The organism is Candidatus Kapaibacterium thiocyanatum (assembly GCA_001899175.1).
In the GTDB taxonomy this organism is placed as follows: domain Bacteria; phylum Bacteroidota; class Ignavibacteria; order Kapaibacteriales; family Kapaibacteriaceae; genus Kapaibacterium; species Kapaibacterium thiocyanatum.
Window position 1 is genome coordinate 238,629 of sequence record MKVH01000003.1, and the last position, 18,696, is coordinate 257,324.

The 18,696-nt window shown below is 59.3% G+C and carries 19 protein-coding genes; 8 read left to right on the top strand and 11 right to left on the bottom strand.

Annotated elements, in window-relative coordinates; translation table 11 throughout:
• Positions 1–22: 22 nt before the first annotated feature.
• From BGO89_04655 to BGO89_04665, 3 genes are read left to right on the top strand one after another with little or no spacing between them, the layout of a single operon-like run.
• Positions 23–595, top strand: coding sequence for a hypothetical protein (locus tag BGO89_04655; protein ID OJX60858.1), 573 nt, complete (start codon positions 23–25; stop codon positions 593–595).
• The gene (locus tag BGO89_04660; GenBank protein OJX60859.1) at positions 582–1,988 is read left to right on the top strand and encodes a hypothetical protein; all 1,407 of its coding nucleotides are present in this window, start codon (positions 582–584) and stop codon (positions 1,986–1,988) included. The genes BGO89_04655 and BGO89_04660 overlap by 14 nt, the downstream gene beginning before the upstream one ends.
• Before the next feature lie 8 nt (positions 1,989–1,996).
• Positions 1,997–2,812: a hypothetical protein gene (locus tag BGO89_04665; protein ID OJX60860.1), complete on the top strand. Its 816-nt coding sequence runs from the start codon at positions 1,997–1,999 to the stop codon at positions 2,810–2,812.
• Here BGO89_04665 and BGO89_04670 read toward each other — a convergent pair.
• From BGO89_04670 to BGO89_04690, 5 genes are read right to left on the bottom strand one after another with little or no spacing between them, the layout of a single operon-like run.
• Positions 2,799–4,154, bottom strand: coding sequence for a hypothetical protein (locus BGO89_04670; protein ID OJX60861.1), 1,356 nt, complete (start codon positions 4,152–4,154; stop codon positions 2,799–2,801). The two genes, BGO89_04665 and BGO89_04670, sit on opposite strands and share 14 nt — an antisense overlap.
• Positions 4,151–5,488 (bottom strand): hypothetical protein, encoded by a 1,338-nt coding sequence (locus BGO89_04675; protein ID OJX60862.1) that lies wholly within the window; start codon positions 5,486–5,488, stop codon positions 4,151–4,153. The genes BGO89_04670 and BGO89_04675 overlap by 4 nt, the downstream gene beginning before the upstream one ends.
• A 10-nt stretch (positions 5,489–5,498) precedes the next feature.
• Positions 5,499–6,203, bottom strand: a complete 705-nt coding sequence (locus BGO89_04680; GenBank protein OJX60863.1) for a hypothetical protein — start codon at positions 6,201–6,203, stop codon at positions 5,499–5,501.
• Positions 6,204–6,225: 22 nt separating this feature from the next.
• Positions 6,226–7,212 (bottom strand): polyprenyl synthetase, encoded by a 987-nt coding sequence (locus BGO89_04685; protein ID OJX60864.1) that lies wholly within the window; start codon positions 7,210–7,212, stop codon positions 6,226–6,228.
• Positions 7,213–7,219: 7 nt separating this feature from the next.
• Positions 7,220–7,942, bottom strand: a complete 723-nt coding sequence (locus tag BGO89_04690) for a twin arginine-targeting protein translocase TatC (protein OJX60865.1) — start codon at positions 7,940–7,942, stop codon at positions 7,220–7,222.
• Between the two features lie 439 nt (positions 7,943–8,381).
• Here BGO89_04690 and BGO89_04695 point away from each other — a divergent pair, with 439 nt between their 5' ends.
• A complete protein-coding gene (locus tag BGO89_04695; GenBank protein OJX60866.1) occupies positions 8,382–9,830 on the top strand; it encodes a hypothetical protein in 1,449 nt (482 codons plus the stop codon).
• Between the two features lie 93 nt (positions 9,831–9,923).
• Here the strand turns inward: BGO89_04695 and BGO89_04700 are convergent, their stop codons facing one another.
• From BGO89_04700 to BGO89_04715, 4 genes are read right to left on the bottom strand one after another with little or no spacing between them, the layout of a single operon-like run.
• On the bottom strand, positions 9,924–10,328 hold the full coding sequence (locus tag BGO89_04700) for a ubiquinol-cytochrome C reductase (GenBank protein OJX60867.1): 405 nt from the start codon (positions 10,326–10,328) through the stop codon (positions 9,924–9,926).
• On the bottom strand, positions 10,325–10,732 hold the full coding sequence (locus BGO89_04705) for a hypothetical protein (protein ID OJX60868.1): 408 nt from the start codon (positions 10,730–10,732) through the stop codon (positions 10,325–10,327). Before BGO89_04705 ends, BGO89_04700 begins: the two co-directional genes overlap by 4 nt.
• Positions 10,729–11,481: a 4-hydroxy-tetrahydrodipicolinate reductase gene (locus tag BGO89_04710; GenBank protein OJX60869.1), complete on the bottom strand. Its 753-nt coding sequence runs from the start codon at positions 11,479–11,481 to the stop codon at positions 10,729–10,731. Before BGO89_04710 ends, BGO89_04705 begins: the two co-directional genes overlap by 4 nt.
• 30 nt (positions 11,482–11,511) lie before the next feature.
• A complete protein-coding gene (locus tag BGO89_04715) occupies positions 11,512–12,186 on the bottom strand; it encodes a hypothetical protein (GenBank protein OJX60870.1) in 675 nt (224 codons plus the stop codon).
• A gap of 193 nt (positions 12,187–12,379) precedes the next feature.
• Here BGO89_04715 and BGO89_04720 point away from each other — a divergent pair, with 193 nt between their 5' ends.
• Positions 12,380–13,048, top strand: a complete 669-nt coding sequence (locus tag BGO89_04720) for a hypothetical protein (protein OJX60977.1) — start codon at positions 12,380–12,382, stop codon at positions 13,046–13,048.
• Between the two features lies 1 nt (position 13,049).
• Complete coding sequence (locus tag BGO89_04725) at positions 13,050–13,544, top strand: TIGR02391 family protein (GenBank protein ID OJX60871.1); 495 nt, start codon at positions 13,050–13,052, stop codon at positions 13,542–13,544.
• A gap of 4 nt (positions 13,545–13,548) precedes the next feature.
• On the opposite strand, the gene BGO89_04730 is transcribed toward BGO89_04725, so the two are convergent.
• Positions 13,549–14,616 carry a hypothetical protein gene (locus BGO89_04730; protein ID OJX60872.1) on the bottom strand — a complete coding sequence of 356 codons (1,068 nt, stop codon included), beginning with the start codon at positions 14,614–14,616 and terminating at the stop codon, positions 13,549–13,551.
• 66 nt (positions 14,617–14,682) lie between these two features.
• On the opposite strand from BGO89_04730, the gene BGO89_04735 reads away from it, so the two are divergent.
• Positions 14,683–15,657 carry a deoxyhypusine synthase gene (locus tag BGO89_04735; GenBank protein ID OJX60873.1) on the top strand — a complete coding sequence of 325 codons (975 nt, stop codon included), beginning with the start codon at positions 14,683–14,685 and terminating at the stop codon, positions 15,655–15,657.
• Between the two features lie 13 nt (positions 15,658–15,670).
• A complete protein-coding gene (locus BGO89_04740) occupies positions 15,671–17,521 on the top strand; it encodes a hypothetical protein (GenBank protein OJX60874.1) in 1,851 nt (616 codons plus the stop codon).
• Here the strand turns inward: BGO89_04740 and BGO89_04745 are convergent.
• Positions 17,505–18,671 carry a hypothetical protein gene (locus tag BGO89_04745; protein OJX60875.1) on the bottom strand — a complete coding sequence of 389 codons (1,167 nt, stop codon included), beginning with the start codon at positions 18,669–18,671 and terminating at the stop codon, positions 17,505–17,507. The genes BGO89_04740 and BGO89_04745 overlap by 17 nt on opposite strands.
• Positions 18,672–18,696: the final 25 nt, after the last annotated feature.

Below are 18,696 nucleotides of genomic sequence, written 5' to 3' on the forward strand. Positions count from 1 at the left end.
GATCTATGCTTCATTACCCGTGATGTACACAGGTCAAGACGATATCGCACTGGTCCAGAACATGCGTGATCCCGCGCGGGCCCACGCGGCGTTCGGAGTATTCTACGATCGTTATGCATCAAAGGTTTACACGTATTGCCGCCGTGTTCTCGGTGGCAACAACCTTGAGATCGACGATATCGTGCAGACCGTCTTCCTCCGTTTCTACGAGGCCGCTATCTCGTCCACCATCACGCAACCTGCAGGCTATCTGTTCAGGATCGCCCGTAATGCGTGTTACAGGCAACATTCACGTCGAACGATGGATATCATCGACGCAGACACGATAGCGGACCATGTCGTCGACTACAGTACGACGGAACTCCTGCGGCTGATCGAAGCGGCCCAGGCATCCCTGCCCGACGATCTGCAGGAAGTCTTCGTCATGCGGGAACAACTCGGCTTGTCATACCAGGACATCGCCACGACTCTCTCCATCGGAGTGGGAGCGGCCAGAATGCGTGCGCATCGTGCAAGGGGAATGATACGGGAAATCCTTGCCCCGTATCTGCAGGAACTCGACACCATACTTGGGAGTGATCATGCAAAGGAATGATCATGGAGCCTCGTGGCTCGACCCGCGTGTCCATGAATACCTGGACAACGAAGTCGATGGTGCGGTGGAATACGACGGACTCATCCGGGCGATGGCACAGGATGGCGTACTGCGCGAACAGGTCGCGCAGCACGTAGCCATACGTGACGAACTCAGGAAGGCCATCGTCTCGCCCCCCGATGAAATGCGCGCAGCACTCATGAAATCACTGCCGGTACCGCAACAGCCGCGGAATCGCTTCCTGCCATGGTTGGTCACGGCCCTGATCACGATGCTCGTCACCGTCATCGCACTCCTGTGGCTGGCGATCAGCGCACGCCGGAATGCCACGCTGACGACGAAGAGACCCACGACGACGGACGAAGCCGTATCACGGCATCATGGCGTCGATACGCCCCAGGACGTCGCAGATGCGACGAAGGCCGCCACCCGGGACGAACGACGACTCACCACCCTTTCCGCGATTCAGCCGGAGAATCGGCAGGAGGCAGCGGTCACGAATGTCTCCGCAGAGAACGATGCCGTTCCCACATCGGCAGGACCGGACGCAACGCGCGACCGTACGTTCACGTTCGGCATGCCCGACCATCTGCGCAATGTCCATGTGTATGGTGGTGGCGGAGGTGGAAGCATACGCAGGTCCACGCTGGCCCGCATGGATGACGGAGCGTCGGCACGCAGGACCGTGGCGCATGGTGGGACCGACAAGCCAGCACCGGACGAAACGACCATATCGATGGACGCAGCCACGCAGGCAGAGGCGGAAGCTGATATCACGGATGCTACCGGAATGGACGTCGCAGGGGGTGGGTTCACGCCGAGCGACCGTCCCGGCGTACTGCGTCAGACCATACTGCAGATCACGGAAGATGGCGGCAGACCGTCGAACTTCATGGTCGAAGTCAGGGGACAGGTTTCAAGATCCTATCCCGACGTCGACCTTCCGACCAGTCCCGATCCGGCACTCGCCATCGGAGGGTGGTGGCATGCCTCGCCCGCGTTATGGATCGGTGGGGAGATCGGACGGCAACGGTATGCACAGTACTATCAATTGAGCCCGATGCGTACCCGCGATCCGATCACGGGTGACGTCACGACGGTCACGACGACCGTCGATCAGCAGGCCACTCTGTGGTGGGCGGGTATCTCCGCGAAGTATCTCATCGGTCCGCCCATGCTGAATGACATGGTGCAACCATACGTCAGCGGTCTCGTCGGTGGTACGCTCCTCGGTCCCATGCTGCGCTCGACGCTCGGTGTACAGATATCCGTCTCCCGGCGCCTCGCCTTCAGCGGTAGCGCGGAAGGGTCGTCGTTATGGTACGGTACGAGCGACGGTACCAGAACGACCTATGCCTTCTCGGCCAATCTCGGTATCGTCCTCTCCTGGTAAGTGCGATCATGACGACAGGATCCATACGATCGATTCTCGGTATCTGCATCGTCGCGCCGATGGTGCTGCTCGCCTCCTGCGTGCAGCCGAACGACGTGGACGGTGACAGGAAGTACAAGAACACGGAAGTGACGGAACGGGCACTCGATCTCGTGACGACGTGGGAGGAAGCCATGACGGCGAACATGATCGGCGTCGCCCCCATCGAGCTGAGATTCAGGAATACGAGTGACCTTGCCGTGCGCATCCTGGGCGTCGACGTCACGAGCCTTTCTTCCAGCTACAGGGACCTTCTCCTGCAGCCCTCCATCATGCCCGATTCGCTGGGGCCCGCAGGCCGTCCCAACAGTGAACTGGTCGTACCGGTATATGCCTCGTCGAGGATCGACGTCAGGATGGCCGGCGCACGCGTGTCGGTCGTCACGAGCTTCGGCAAGCAGGACTTCGTCGTGACGCTGCCGAGTCCGACGGACAGGATGTCGGGTGCCGACGTGATCGTCGAGCGTGATGCCTTCGGTCGGGTCGCACTGGACAAGGAATTCACCGCCGGCGTCCGTCTCAGGAACACGTCGACGCATCCCTATCTCACACGGGCGATGGGATACTGGACCGACAGTACGCTGAAGATGATGACCGTCAAGCCGGACTATCCAGTCTTTCCCCTGACCCTCGGTCCCGAAGAAACCTCCATGGTTTCCCATCTCATCGTACCGCGCGTGCGGGGCATCCATACGCTGCGCATCACGTTCTTCGCCGAGGCGCTGGAACCGACGTCGAATCCCGAGCCGATGACCCGGGACTACATCGGCTTCATCGTTCCGTAGCGGTGCGGCGGTTCCGCAGCCAGAGCATGATGCCCTTCAGGGGAGTGGTTTCGTAGTTGACCTTGATGGTCACGAAGATGCCGATGATGGCGATGAGGATGTTGCCGAGCCACATGGCCAGGGCAGGATCGAGGTATCCACGATCAGCGAGCTTTTCACCGCCGATCAGCGATGCCCAGTACAGGACGTAGAAGCCGAGTGAAATGGCGGCCGAGATACCGAAGTTGCCACCCTTCGTAAGAATGCCCATGGGACATCCCACGAGGACGAAGAGGATGCAGGCCGCAGGAATGGCGTACTTCTTGTGGATCTCCACGCCGTACTTCTGTACTGTCTGTTCTTCGGACTGACGTCTGAATGCCTCCGGCTCCAGCTTGGACCGTATCGTGGAGATCTGCGCTGCGGCGCGCGTGACGGCGTCGATATCCGGTTCACCGGGCACGGTGCCGTGGTCCGAGGCGGACGATCCGGCGAGCCAGACGATATGATCGTGAAGGACGGAGTCGAGCGCGTGGTCGGCATCGGACATCGACGTTGTCGAACGATCGACGATCACTTCCATGTCGGATATCCGCATTTCGCGGTCGCCACGGGAGCTGCCGGTACCATCGCTTGATTCGAAGAAGAACCTGTCGGCAGGCATCGATACCTGGTGGCGATCGAACGTGATCACGCGATAGTCGGCCGCACGGCGTTTGTTGATCTGATGGATCTCGCCGTGATACAACTGGAGCACCAGCTTCGTGAGCGATGGCGAGAAGCCCATCCGTCCTGTATCCGCACTCAGGACGTTCCGGCGGTCCGCACGGGAATTGTCGTAGATCGTGACGCCATAAAGGACGCCGTTGCTGTCGACCTCACGGGCAAGGATGGTGAAGCTCTCGATCTGCGTGGTGAACTGGCCACTTTCGAGCACGAACGTCGGCTTCACCCGTTCGATGTCGCTCATCATCGTGCTGAGGCGCAGGTTCGTATCGGGCAGGATGTTGTCGCTGTACCAGTACACGCCCATCCACAGCATCGATCCCACGACGATGACGGGAACCATCATCCGGAAGAGGCCCATGCCGCTTGCCTTGAAGACGGTGACTTCGTGTGCCGCCGACATGGCGCCGAACGCCATCAGGGTGGAGAACAGCACGCCGATGGGAACGGCGAGCACGACGATCCACGACAGGTTCAGGACGATGAATTCCATGATGACGGGCAGGGCCAGGCCCTTGGCCGCGAACTTGTCGATCCAGCGCATCAGGTACTGCAGCAGGAACAGGTTCATGATCGTCACCGTTCCGAAGAGGAAGGGGCCGATATGGGACCGGAGGATATACCGCCACAGGATCACGACTGCATCTTTCTCGATACGTCGGCGATGAGCCGCTCGAAGTAGGCGTGCTTGTCGGGCTTCTGCCGTTGCAGGGCACGGTATGCTTCCAGGGCCTTTTCCAGTGCTCCCTGCTGCTCGTAGATGCGGGCGATGGTCTCCGTGACGAGGGCCGGTCCCGTACCCGGCGTATGCACCGGTCCTACGGGCGGCTGCGTGCTTTCACCCGGACGGGGCATGCGGACCTTTTCCAGACGCGAGGCGAGTTCTTCCAGGCTCAACGGCTTCTTCACAGCGGGACGTGCCGGAGCGCTCTCGACGTTCTGATGGGGTCTGGGGCGGACGAAGGGGCGCATCGGACTGTGGAAGTCACGGAACGACGGTGGTTCACTGAGCGGCTGGATGGCGCGCCGACCGCGTGCCTTCATGCCTTCGAAGCGCAGCGTGGTGTATTCGAGGCCGGGAATCAGGCGCACGGCGCTGCTGCGGATGATGCGCGCATCGTCCGACGTCGGTGCAGTATCGATGATGCGGAGTACGGATGGCACTTCGCGTCGTACGACGGTTCGTTCGGATACCTGATGATGGACGGCCCGCAGCTCGTGTATGGTCGCGGTAGAAGATGCGGCAGAGCTGGTGTCGGCGGCGACCGTGCCGATGGTGGACGGTTCGCGCACGGCTTCGTCCTGGACCCGCCGGGAGGGCGCATCGTCGTCGTCGACGGTCGTTATCGGTTCGGCATCGGATCGTTCTTCGACAGGACCTTCGATATCGATTCCGGCGTGTCCATCTGGAATGATATCGGTGGTTATGACTTCGGATATGACATCGATATCGGAATCGTCCGTTTCCGGGGCCATATCCGACGGCAGGTCGATTTCCGTGGTGGTATCGATGTTCCCGACGGTATCGTCCGTGGCTTCGTCCGGAGCGATATCGGCGGTCGTCGGCTCGTCGATGGTCAGGGATACGGGGCCGGTTTCCCCGGCGACGGCATTGTCGTAAGCCAGATCGATGGCCGGTGCGGTCATTGTCTGCATGGTATCGGAATCCGGCTCGACCGTCATGGTGGATCCGGATTCCTGCGCGGCCGTCGCAAGTTCGTCGAGACGGAGGGCGACGGTCCTGTTCCACGGGAAGCGCCGATGCGCTTCGTCGAGGATCAGGCGTGCGTCACCGTCATAGCCCAGGGCCGCATAGGCATCGGACAGGACGATGTAGCCACCGAGGTAGTCGGGATAGTATCGGATTCCGTCGGCACACAGGCGCACGGCATCGGCCTGCCGTCCGTCGGCGAGGAGCCTGGCGGCTTCGACGGCGAACGACGGTGATGGGCGGGGCGCTGTTGTGGACATACCGGTCTCGTCAGCGGCGGTTGCCGAGCAGACGGAGCAGGAAGAGGAAGAGGTTGACGAAGTCGAGGTAGAGCGACAGTGCACCCATGATGGCGCCCTTCGTCGCGACCGACTTCCCTTCGTACTGCAGGACGTAGTCGTTCTTGATGCGCTGCATGTCGTAGGCCGTCAGGCCCGTGAAGACGATGACGCCGATGATGGAGATGGCCCAGTCGATGAAGGGGCTGCCGAGGAACATGTTCACCACCATTGCGATGATGAGGCCGATGAGGCCCATGGACATGAAGCCGCCGACACCCGTGAGGTCACGCTTGGTAAGGTAGCCGTAGGCCGCAGTTACGCCGTACATGCCGGCCGTGATGGCGAATACCTGGGCGATGCTTCCGAGGTCGTAGACGAGGAAGAGCAGGGAGAAGGTCAGACCGTTCGTCAGGGCATAGGCGAAGAATATCCCTATCGCCGTCGACGCCTTCATCTTGTCGACGCGTGCGGACAGCACCCAGACCATGATGACGGGGGCGAACAGGAACAGATAGAAGAGCGGCGTGCCTACGATGGCTGCGAGCAGCGCAGGGGTATTGGCGACGAACCATGCGGTCATGCCCGTGGTGAGCAGACCGCCCACCATCCATGCATAGACCTTCTGTACGTAGACGCGTTGGTCGTCGACCGAGACCACGCCACCAAACGATTGTTCGCGGATCGTTCCAGACATATCGATGTTCCTTACAATGACGCTACTTCGTTCGTGCGACGACAAAGTTAGCAAAATCCGTCAGGGCCTTCCTGTAGACGGAATCGGGGAAAGATGCGAGGTAGCCGATGGCCTGCTGCACGAGTTCTTCGGCCTTGTGCTGGGCACTGCCGATACCGTCGTATCGCACCACGAAATCGATGACGGTAGCGATGTCCTTCGACGAAGGCTTGCGTCCTTTCACCAGTCCGAGCATCCGCTTCGCTTCGTCGCGCGGGGCGGCGGCGCAGGCCCGGATGAGGGGCAGGGTGATCTTCTGGTCCTTCAGATCGTTGCCCACGGGCTTGCCCAGGATGGAACTGCGGCTGGTGTAATCGAGGATATCGTCCTTGATCTGGAAGGCCAGGCCCACCAGTTCACCGTATTCGCGCATGGCAAGACGTGCGTCGGGGTCGTTCGTTGCACTGACGGCTCCGATTTCGCAGCATGTGGAGATCAGGGAGGCCGTTTTGTCGGAGATGATGCGGAAGTACGTCTCCTCGTCGATCGTCTTTTGGCGGCTCTTCTGGATCTGGAGGAGTTCGCCTTCGCTCATGCGCCGTACGGCGTCGGAGGTGATGTTCAGGTAGTCGAACTCCTGGTGGTGGACGGCCGTAAGCAGCCCACGCGAAAGGAGATAGTCGCCCACCAGCACGGCGATCTTGTTCTTCCACACGGCGTTGATGCTGCCCATGCCGCGGCGTTCTTCGGCCTGGTCCACGACGTCGTCATGGACCAGGGTGGCGGTATGGAGCAGTTCCACCATCGAGGCTCCCACGAAGGAGCGGTCGCTGATGGGGCCGCACAGTCCGGCGGAGAGGAAGACGAGCGTAGGCCGTACCCGTTTGCCCTGCTGCTTCATGATATAGCGTACGACGGTGTCGAGCAGCGCCGTTTTCGACCGCATCTGCTCGCGCATGTACGGCCCGAAGCGGGACAGTTCTTCCGCCACCGGGGCGCCGATATCATTCAGTGTTGAGACGGATTTCATGCAGGGTTCAGGGAGTAGCGGGCTCTTCGTCCCGGCGTTTGTAGGCAAAGCGTGCGATCACGACGCTGATCTCGTACAGGATGTAGAGCGGTACGGCTACCATCAACTGCGTGACGGGATCGGGCGTGGGCGTGACGATGGCTGCGATGATCAGGATGACGATGATGGAGTGGCGTCGGTACTTGCTCATGAGGGCAGGCGACACCATACCGATGCGGGCGAGTACCCACGTCACCATCGGCAGTTCGAAGATCAGGCCGGAGGCCAGCAGCATGTTGACGAAGAACGAGAAGTAGGAGCTTGTCGAGATGTTGTCCTGGATGTTGGGATTCGCCACGGCCTTGATGTACGACATCATGCTGGGAATCAGCAGGAAGTAGGCGAAGGACACCCCCATCAGGAAGCACAATGAGGTGAGGACGGTGATCGTCCTTGCCCATCGGCGCTCGTGCAGGTACAGTCCGGGAGCCACGAAGCTCCATATCTGGAACAGGATCCACGGCGAGGACGCGATCAACCCCGTGAAGAAGATGACCTTGAAGTAGAGGAAGGCCTGTCCGAACGGTTCCAGATTCTGCAGCGAGATACCGTGGCGTACGGCCGGGCCGAGCAGAAGCTTGTTCATGATCTCTTCCCGGAAGTAGCCCGTACCGATACAGGCAACGAGAATCCCTGCCACCGTCTTGAACAGTCGCGAACGCAACTCTTCGAGGTGGCCGAAGAAACTCATCTCCGCCGCGCTGCTTCGCGTCTCTTCAACGGTGTCATTCATGCTGAATCATCGTATACTGCCGGGCCGCGAAGATACGGAATGATGCGGCTATCGAAGGACCCTACCACATGCCCAGTCTCGCAAAATCCCCGAACTCGTTGGAATTCATTTTTGTTACGATGCATGACAAAAAAGCAAGCGAAATAATTTCACATCGACCAACTTTTTCCCTTGTGGATAACCTCCATGGGTGGACAAATTTGCACCCCCTGATACACGGGGAAGCCGTAGCAGGATCGGTGTTCGCACATGAGGGGAACGTCGACGTCACGGCATCCGAAAACAACGATTATTGTGGAAGCGATTCCTCGGAGGGTATGGTTGGGTGAAAAAGACCGAGACGCTTAACTTGTTCGCCACATCGACACCGAACGTTCAACAAACACCGGCGCAGGACATGCCTCGTGCAGCGTCCACCGGAGGGTCGAACAACGCAGAGACCCTCTGGGCTCAGTGTTTGCAGATCATCCGCGACAACGTCTCCCAGCAGGTTTTCAAGACATGGTTCGAGCAGATCCGCCCGGCGAAGTGGGATGGAGTGCAGCTCACCGTCGAAGTACCGAGTCAGTTCTTCTTCGAATGGATCGAGGAACACTATGCTTCGCTGCTGAAGAAGACCATCCAGAAGGTTCTGGGTGCCAAGGCGAAGTTGCAGTATCAGGTCATCGTCGACGATGGTGAAGGTTCGCCGGAACAACGTACGATCAAGCTTCCGGCCTTCCGTGCCACGCCGTCACAGCCCGCGCTGCCCTTCGGCGAGCAACAGCATGCAGCAGGAGCGGCGGCACCGGCCAGGCAGCCGGCCAACGCCGCCCACTATCCCACGTTCTTCAATCCGCGCTATACGTTCGACAACTTCATCCGCGGCGAGAACAACCAGCTCGCTACGTCGGCCGGCATGGCCGTAGCCGACAATCCAGGCAAGACACGCTACAATCCGCTCGTGATCTACGGTCCGACGGGACTGGGCAAGACCCACCTCGTCCAGGCCATCGGAAACAGGGTCCTGCAACGCAACCGCAATGCCAAGGTACTCTACACGAATTCCGAGAAGTTCACGATGGAGTACATCAACGCCATCCAGACCAACAAGGTGGCGGACTTCACGAACTTCTACCGCAGCGTCGACGTGCTGATCGTGGACGATATCCAGTTCCTCGGCGGCAAGGAAAAGACGCAGGACATGTTCTTCCATACGTTCAACGCCCTGCACCAGGCCGGCAAGCAGCTCATCCTCACGAGCGACAAGCAGCCGAAGGACCTCGCGGACGTCGACGAGCGCCTGATCTCCCGCTTCCAGTGGGGCCTCACGGCAGACATCCAGCCGCCGGACTTCGAGACGCGCATGGCCATCCTCCAGCAGAAGAGCATGGAAGAGGGCATGGACATGCCGGGCGATATCCTGGAATACGTGGCGCGCCACGTCTCCAGCAGCGTCCGCGAACTCGAAGGCTGCCTCATCTCCCTGCTCGCGAAGGTGTCGCTCGATTCACGTGAGCTGACGCTCGAACTGGCGAAGGAAGTGGTGCGCGGCGTCACGAACTCGCCGTCGTCACGTACGCTGACGATCGAAGACATCAAGCAGGAAGTGGCCGGTTTCTACAACCAGGACGTAGCCCTGCTCTCGGCGAAGACACGGAAACATGAAGTGGTGCTCGCGCGCCAGATGTGCATGTATCTCGCCAAGCAGCTCACGCAGATGAGCCTCAAGAGCATCGGGATGCACTTCGGCGGGCGTGATCACACGACCGTCCTGCACTCGTGCCAGACGATCCTGAACTACATCGATACGGACAAGAAGATCCGTCAGGACGTGGAGCATCTGAGGAAGGCATTGCAACGATAGGTGCGGGTGAAGCTCCGGCACCGGACATAGACACTGTCTGCACAAGGCCGACTCCCGCATGCGGGAGTCGGCCTTGTGCCATTCATGATCTCCCTACGATCCCATCTGCAGGATCGTCTCGTATTCGGCCTTCGTGAGCTCGACGACGCTCAGACGTCCGAGACGTACCAGGGCGATGTCGGCCAGACGCTTCTCGGCCTTGATATCCTTCAGCGTCACCGGTGCCTTCAGAGCCTTGTCGGCCTTGAGATCCACGGCCACCCATGCATCCTCGTCCGTGGTCGGATCCTGATAGGCCGTCTTCACGACCGTGGCGATGCCCACTACCTGACGTTCGTCGCCGGAATGGTAGACCAGGACGGAATCGCCCTTCTCCATGGCGCGCAGGTTGTTGCGCGCGGCATAGTTCCGTACGCCATCCCAGTGCGTCTTCTTGTCCGCCACGAGCTGATCCCAGGAATAGGTCTCGGGTTCGGTCTTCACGAGCCAGTGTTTCATTGCGTTGTATCCTTTGCAGCGATGTGCTTGCGTACGACGACGCGTATGACGGAGGGTGAATTCCTGGCGTTGCTGTGGACGGTGAAGTCGACGTTGTTCAGCGAGTCCTTGAAGGACTGTGCGTTGATGCCGAGACGCAGTTCGCCATAGGTGATGCCCGATGCATGATTGCGCTGGACGGATGCCGAGGCGCAGCCGCACGAGCCCGTGACGCTGGACACGGTGGCGGTACCCCCGCCCGTATTCACGAACCTCACCCGCGTCACCACGAAGCCGGCCGAGTCGGCATCGACGACGAGGGCGGGAGGGTCGAGCTTCAGCACGGGCGGATCTTCCTGGGGAATGGCGGCCACGGCCGTCAGGCAGATGAGCAGGAGGGGGAGGAGAAGGGCAGGTCGTGTCATCGTTGGCTCATGATCTCGGGGAATACGTCGGTAAAGTCGTATACGCCGGTTTTTCCGTGTATCCATTCGGCCGCCAGCAGCGCACCGAGGGCGAAGCCGCTGCGGTTCCTGGCGTCGTGGGTGAGTTCTATCCTGTCCGCCGCCGAGTCGAGCGTCAGCACGTGCCTGCCGACGATCTCGCCACCGCGTGTCGACGATACGTGCAGCATGTCGGCTGCGATCGGTGTGTCGTTGATGGCATCGGTCACGATGCGTGTCTTCCTGTCCAGTTCGTCGAGGACGATGCCCGCCATCGTGAGGGCCGTACCGCTCGGACTGTCCTTCTTGCGGCGGTGATGCCATTCGTGGATCATCACGTCGTATTCGGTCACGTCCTGCACCAGGATGGAGGCCGCGCGAACAAGACGGAAGAACAGTTGCACACCGACGCTGAAATTGGAACCATGGATCAGGCCGACGCCGTGACGGTCGCAGATGCCCTTTACCCTATCCATGTGCTGCATCCATCCTGTCGTTCCGATGACGACGTCGATGCCATGTCGGGCTGCCGTCTCCACTGTGGCGAGTACGGCATCGGGTTGCGTGAAGTCGATGACGACGTCGATGTCATCATTGACCGTTGCGGCGTCGAAGGGACGCGCTTCGTCGTAGATACGGGTGATGGCACAGGGCGTCTGAGGAGCGAGCCGTTCTATCTCACGGCCCATCGCTCCATGTCCGACGAGTGCGATCCGGGTTGGTGTAGGCATGGGGCAAATATCCCCATGCGCCGCAACATATCAAGCGGCGGACGGTTCTTTTACTGTCAGGATTCCTTCGGACAGCGCGAGGTGGCGTGCATCGGGAAACGTCTCGGTCAGGGCCATGCCGTGCGTCGAAAGGACGAGGGTGATGCCCTGTTCGTGGAGGGTGCGCAGTCTGGCGGACACGGCGAGTGCCGTGGCCCGGTCCATCGCTCCCGTCGGTTCGTCGGCGATGAGGACGGCCGGACGTGCGGCGATGGCTCGTGCAAGAGCTGCGAGGTGCCGTTCACCTTCGGAGAGCTGTCCTGGGAACTTGTTGCGGATATAGCTCACGTCGAGATCGGCAAGGACTTCCAGGCAGCGCCGGTTGGCGTCAGCCTTGTCATGGCCGTGAATGGCCAGAGCCATGAGGACGTTGTCGTGCACCGTATAGTCGTCGACCATACGGCAGCCTTGTTGCACGATGCCGATCGTGCGGCGTAGGGCGCGTACGGCCGGAGGTTTCATGGATGTCGTGGGGACGCCGTCGATGACGACGTGGCCCGAACTCGGCAGCAGGTCGGCATAGAGCAGGCGCAGGAGCGTCGTCTTGCCGGAGCCCGTAGGGCCCGTGAGGAGCGTACACGATCCGCCGGGAATGGAACACGATACGTTCTGAAGGGCGGGAATGTCGCCGTGCCGTACCGTGGCGTCGTCGAGAATGAAGTCCATGCCGCGAAAATAGTGAATGGAGAGGAGAATAGTCCAGTGCAATTCTAACCATGTTGAGTGAATGACGTGCTAACCCATTATGGGACGGGATGTTGGCATACTTGTCGACAACATTAGTGTATTATCCATAGAATAAAATAGTTAATATGGTAATCCGTTATAGATCTTTTTGCTACTATTTGTGAGGATGAAGATGGCAGACAAACACCCATACGTAAGCGGAACAGGAGTGCTGATCCAGGTATTTGATCATCTAAAGAAGTCGTTCCCGCAGACCCTTAAAGCCGAAGTGCTAAAGCAGTTGGGATTCGCTCCCCAGAATGAAAGCTACGTTCTTAACGTAATACGTTATTTGAGGTTGATTGATAATGAGGGTGCAAGGACAGAGGCAGCTCAGAGAACATTCACATTGCATGATAGCGGTGAGTTTGAACGACAATTCTCTGATATGATTAAGTCAGCGTACGAAGGTTTGTTCTCACTACATGGAGACGATGCATGGAACCTTGAGGATTCCAAGTTGATCACCTTCTTTCGTCAAACAGATCAATCATCAGAACTTGTCGGCAAGCGCCAAGCGGGTACCTTCAAGGCTTTGGCTACATATGCCGGACATGCTAAGCAATTGCCAGCCCGAAAGACTGCTGCAAAAAAAAGTACTTATGCAACAAAGGCTAAGCAAGTAGGATCTAAGATGGAGGGAAGTACTCCACCCGCACTAGTTCTTCCAGCTGGTGGCAGTACGACCAACGGGAATATTAGTCTTGCAGTCCGGGTAGAGATTAACCTCCCAACTACGGGTGACCAGGACGTGTACGACAAGATCTTTAGAAGTATCCGTGACAATCTCCTGAGTAGTTGAAATGTTGATCCGATTTGAGAGTATTGCTAGGTCTGTAGCACGCTGGAGTTACGGGGATAGCTCACTAACTCCGATTATACATCCATTTGATTCAAGGGACATACATCCTTGTTTCCCGATGAATGTGCGTCAACTATTCGACAACGGGCATTATACACAGGCCACGTTTGAAGCCTTCAAATTCATTGATAAACAGGTAGCGAAACTGTCCACTTCGAGCGAGAGCGGTAAGAAATTGATGATGACGGCATTTAGTGAAATATCACCGTCGATAAGGCTAAATGCATGCTCGTCTACCTCAGAAAGAGACGAGCAGGAGGGATATAAGTTCTTGTTTGCAGGCTCTATTATTGCCATTCGAAATCCTCGTGGTCATGAGTATGATATACATGATTCACCTGGTGAATGCCTTGACTACCTTGCTCTTGCTTCGCTGCTATTACGCCGTCTTCAGCAAGCAGGGTTCGAGATCAAGGCAAAAACAAGAAGTAAGTAATATCCTATTCGTTCGGGACGGGCTCGGTGCGGGGTGCGGATCCGCCCATGAGAATGGCCAGGGGGCGTGTGCCCGGAATCGCATCCAGGATGGTCTGGATCACGGCCATGATGGGGACGGACAGGATCATGCCGACGATGCCCCACATCCAGCCCCAGAAGATGAGGGAGATGAGGACGACGACCGGGCTGAGATCCAGGCTCTGGCCCATGACCTTGGGTTCGATGACGTTGCCGATGACGTTCTGGATGACGATGAGGATGGCCACGACGAGGGCGGCATGGCCGAACGATCCCGTCTGCACCAGGGCGATGGCTCCCGGCAGTGCCGTCGTGATGAACGAACCGATGTTCGGGATGTAATGGAATAGAAATGCCAGCAGGCCGACGAGGGGGGCGAAGTCGACATCGAAGATGGCCATCACGGCCCATACGATAAGACCGTTCACCAGGTTGAAGAGCGTCTTGACGCGCAGATACTGCAACACCTTCCTGTTCACCGTATCGTAGATCTGGACGAGGTCCATGGACCCCATCGATCCTGCGGCCGCCTGCAGTTTCTTCGAGAACAGTTCGCTTGACGAGATCATGAAGACGAGATAGAGCAGCACGAGGAAACCGTCACCGAGGAACGAGACGACGCTACCCACCGTGCTGGTGGCCGCCGACGTGATCGTCTGCATGTCGAGCATGGTATCCCAGCGCAGGGCCGACGAGCGCCCCGTCATCTGGAACGACATCCGTTGCAGCATACCGTTCATCTGCACGTTCAGGTCGGCGAGGCGCTGCTGGTAGACCGGGGCCTTCTCGATGGCCGAGCTGACGCCCGCAGCGGAGATCGTATAGATACCCCACAGCGCCCCCGAAGCGATGAGCATCACCACCACGAGGCAGACGGCCATGGGAAACTTCCATGAACGCAACTTGCTGACCAGGGGGCGGAAGAGGATGGAAAGGAGTCCTGCGAGGACGAATGGAATCAGGATGCTGTGCAGGACGTAGAGCGCTGCCGCGGCGGCGATCACGGCGAGAACGATGGCGGCGATGGCCGCCGGACGCAGTACTGGATTCATACCGCAAAGTAAGGGGTTTCATGTAGTTTTGCGCTCCGCCAATCATACCGACAGGAGGAGAAACCGATGCAACGTGGTCCGATTTCACGATTCATGGAAGAACAGTACCTGCACTTCAATGCAGCGGCCCTGGTCGACGCGGCCAAGGGATACGAACGTCATCTCGCAGAAGGCGGCAAGATGATGATCACGCTCGCCGGTGCCATGAGTACAGCAGAGCTCGGGAAGACGCTCGCAGAGATGATCCGCCAGGACAAGGTCCAGATCATCTCCTGTACGGGAGCGAACCTCGAAGAGGACATCATGAACCTCGTGGCCCATTCCCACTACAAGCGCGTGCCGCACTACCGCGACCTGAGCCCGCAGGACGAATGGGATCTGCTCGAGCATGGCTTCAACCGCGTCACCGATACCTGCATTCCCGAAGAAGAAGCGTTCCGCCGTATCCAGAAGCACATCCACAAACAGTGGAAGCAGGCCCAGGATGCAGGCGAGCGGTTCTTCCCGCACGAGTACATGTACAAGATGCTCCTGAGCGGCGAGATGGAGCAGTACTACGAAATCGATCCGAAGAATTCGTGGATGATCGCGGCTGCCGAGAAGAACCTGCCCATCATCGTGCCCGGATGGGAAGATTCCACGATGGGCAACATCTTCGCTTCCTACTGCATCAAGGGTGAGCTCCAGCCGAGCGTGATGAAGAGTGGTATCGAATACATGACGTGGCTCGCCAGGTGGTACATCGAGAATTCCGGTGGCAAGGGCATCGGCTTCTTCCAGATCGGTGGCGGCATCGCCGGCGACTTCCCGATCTGCGTCGTGCCGATGCTGTACCAGGACATGGAGATGGAAGACATTCCGTTCTGGTCCTACTTCTGCCAGATCTCGGACAGCACGACGTCGTACGGCTCCTATTCGGGCGCCGTTCCTAATGAAAAGATCACATGGGGTAAGCTCGGAATCGATACGCCGAAGTTCATCATCGAGTCCGACGCTACGATTGTTGCACCACTAGTATTTGCGTGGCTCCTTGGATACTAAAACACTCCTCTCCATGTCCGCCGGTCTGCTCTGCCTTCCGGTGATCGTCGCAGCGCAACAGCAGCCGCGACGCCAGGACAACAACGTCGAACAACAGAACGATACGCTTGCCTATACCACTCCGTCCGTTGTCGTCAGTGCCGCACGCACGACGATCGACATGGACCGTGTACCGCGTACGGTGGAAGTGCTTACGTCCGCCGATCTCGCCCGCCTTCCCGTACGCAGCGTGCAGGAAGCGCTGGCCTACCTTCCGGGAATAGATCTCCGTCAACGCGGACCCCTCGGCGTCCAGGCCGATCTCTCCATGCGCGGAGGTACGTTCGAACAGAGCGCCGTACTCTTCAACGGGTTGCGCGTGAACGACATCCAGACGGGACACCACTCGCTGAACCTGCCCGTACTGGCCGACGAAGTCGACCGTATCGAGGTGATCAAGGGTGGCGGCTCGCGATTGTTCGGTACGGGTGCGATGGACGGCGCGGTGAACATCATCACGAAGCGCGGCGGTCCGTCCCGCCTGTTCGCCTCGGCGACGGGTGGCGACTTCGGTCTGGCCGATGGACGGCTGGGCGCGAGTGCATCCACGGGCATCGTCGATCATCGCGTCAGCGCACAGTACCTGAAGACCAACGGCTACATGCCTTCGACGGACGTCGACATGCAGTCCGTACTCTATACGGGCTCGATCTCCGAAGGATCGACGCAGGCCTCCCTCACCGGTGGCGTCGTGAACAAGGCCTTCGGTGCGAACGGCTACTATTCCAACCGTTTCCCCGATCAGTGGGAACATACGGTGACGTGGTTCGCCGGTGCCACGGCGCGTACGGACCTCTCCGACGTCCTGTCCGTCAACGCTCAGGCCCTCTACCGTATCAACAGCGACGAATTCCTGCTGAAGCGCAGCGATCCCGCCTTCTATCGCAACCTCCACAGGACCGATCAGTTGACGGCCAATGTCCAGACGACGCTGTCGACGGGAGTCGGGCGCACGACGCTCGCTCTCGAGGGAGGATCGGACAGGATCGAGAGTACGAACCTCGGCAACTTCGATCGTGTGCGCGGTAGTCTGTCCCTCGAACATGCCGTGTCCATCACGGACAGACTCTATGCAGGTGCAGGTGTGGGGACGGTCTTCTACAGCGACCGCGTGCCGGGCATTGTCGGCGGCGTCGACGTGTCCTATCTCATCGCGCCGGGATCGCGCGTCTATGCCACGGTCAACAGGAACATGCGTATTCCGACCTATACGGACCTCTATTACAAGGATCCGGTCACCGTCGGTAATCCTGCGCTGAAGCCGGAAACGTCCGTGACGGCCGAACTCGGTACCTCGCTGATGATCGGCGACGTCATTCTCTCCGGCGCGGCATACAATCGCTCGTCGAACGATCTCATCGACTACGTCTTCCGCGGCGATTCACTGCCGTGGCAGGCCCAGAACTTCACGTCCGTCCGCGTCACGGGCGGTGAACTCGGCGTGCGCTGGCTCGTCACGAAGACACTTCGTGAAAGTCCGCTGACGCTGTTGCGCGTGAGCGGCAACGCCCAGGACGTCTCGTCGTTGAACGATGCCCGAACGCGATACGTCGCCGACAACCTTCGGTGGCAGTTCATCCTCGAAACGCAGTGGACGATTCCCGGCATCGGCGTCCAGGCCTCCTTCCTCCTTCGCGCCCAGGAGCGGGTGGTGGATCCGAAGGCCAACGTCATCGGAGACGCACGGATATGGAAGCAGTTCGACATCGTGCGCGTCGTCGCGGAAGCGAGCAATCTCTGGAACACGACGTGGATCGAAACGGGCTTCGTGCCCATGCCGTCGCGCTGGTTCCGTATGGGTGTGGAAGTTACCGCACCACTGTGAACACCGTTCCTGCGTGACCGTCATGGAGCACGTAGGAGCCGTTCGACAGACGCGAGATATCCCACGTCTCGACACTGGTTTTCACGTAGCGGGCGATGAGGGTACGGCCACGTACGTCGAGGATACTGTAGGTACGGCCTGCCGTGAGGCCGCGTAGCGTGAGGCGGTTGCTGTCGACGGAGATCGACGGCGCCGCCACCCTCTCTTCGTCGACGGACGCACCGACGTCGCCGAGAACGAGTCTGCATACGATCGGGAGATGATCGGATGCACAACGGAGGTCTTCTGCCATCTCCCGTGGTACGGCCGTATTGGGAGGATCGACGATCGTGCCGTTCCTCCTGTCGAGTCCGTCGTTCCCGAAGGCCCTGTAGCTGCCGTTCACGTGGCGCGGTGCCAGTGCTTCGCTCAGCAGGATGTAGTCGAAGCGATCATCCAGCCCACCTCCCACCCCACCGCCGCAGGCGCCATCGCCGGTCGACCGTGTGGCCTGTGTGTAGTATCGCAGCCATTCCGTGGAATTGCGCTTCCACGCGGATCCGAGGGGATCGACGAACCGGCGCGTCGCGGACGTTCCGGTGAGATCAACGTAGGACGCTTCGGTCGGACCGTAGATGTTGAAGTCTCCGCACAGAACGACGTACGAATGCGTGGTGATGTTCTGCATCAGCGTACGCACTTCACGCTGACGCTGGGCGATGCTCTGTGCGTCGTCCGATGCCTTGAGGTGCATGCCGTAGATGACGAGCGTATCCGGACGCAGGCCGTTCGACGGAATGGTCTCCAGCGTATACTCGGCGATGTTCCGCAGCTCCGTCGCGATGTAGCGCGTATCGATCAACGAGAACTTCTGCTGGTCGTAGAGCAGCATGCAGTCGGAATCCGGGCCATCCGTGAACTGCGACGACGCGAACGGGGCGTAGGTCAGCACGTCCGTGATGAATCGCGGTCCGAGCGACGCATCCTCCACCTCTTCACAGATGAGAATGTCCGGCCTGATGCTGTCCATGATACGCGCGAACTTCGGAATCCGGCCATCCTCGTTGGCTGCCGAATACTTCAGTGTGTTGTAGGAACAGATACGGACGGTGTCGGCTGCCTGGAGGCGCAGGCCGATGACGGCGAGGATGCAGAGCAGTAGTGAGCGCATGACGTTCCCCCGGATACCTTCTGAT